Source organism: Paenibacillus tyrphae, from assembly GCF_027925525.1.
GTDB lineage: Bacteria > Bacillota > Bacilli > Paenibacillales > NBRC-103111 > Paenibacillus_G > Paenibacillus_G tyrfis_B.
The window spans coordinates 1-393 of the sequence record NZ_BSDJ01000105.1 but is presented as its reverse complement, the minus strand read 5'-3'; the positions used below and the strand labels follow the sequence as shown (position 1 = coordinate 393).

The 393-nt window shown below is 58.3% G+C and carries 1 protein-coding gene; it reads left to right on the top strand.

Going from position 1 to position 393, the window contains the following annotated elements:
- On the top strand, positions 1-393 hold a 393-nt coding region (locus QMG93_RS35050), incomplete at both ends, for an AMP-binding protein (protein ID WP_281944529.1).

Sequence of the window (393 nt, the reverse complement as noted above, 5' to 3'; positions counted from 1 at the left end):
ATGCTGCCGGGCGAATCGTTAGGGATACGCTTCAGATACAACGCGCTTGTTTATGACCAGGCGTGCGTGGAACGGATTCAGGGTCATTTGCTTCATGTGATGGAACAAATTACGGACAATCCGGACATTCGGATGAACGAGCTGGAGTTGGCAACGGCGGAGGAGAAAGCGCAGCTCGTGGAGGCGTTCAACGACACTTGGGCGGCCTATCCGCGGGAGAAGACGATCCACGGGTTGTTCGAAGAGCGGGCAGAGCGTGCGCCGGAGCAGGTGGCGGTTGTGTTCGAGGACGAGAAGTTGACTTATCGCGAGCTGAACGAGAAGGCGAACCGGCTTGCGCGGACGCTGCGTACCGAAGGAGTACAGCCAGATCAGCCGGTCGCAATCATGGCC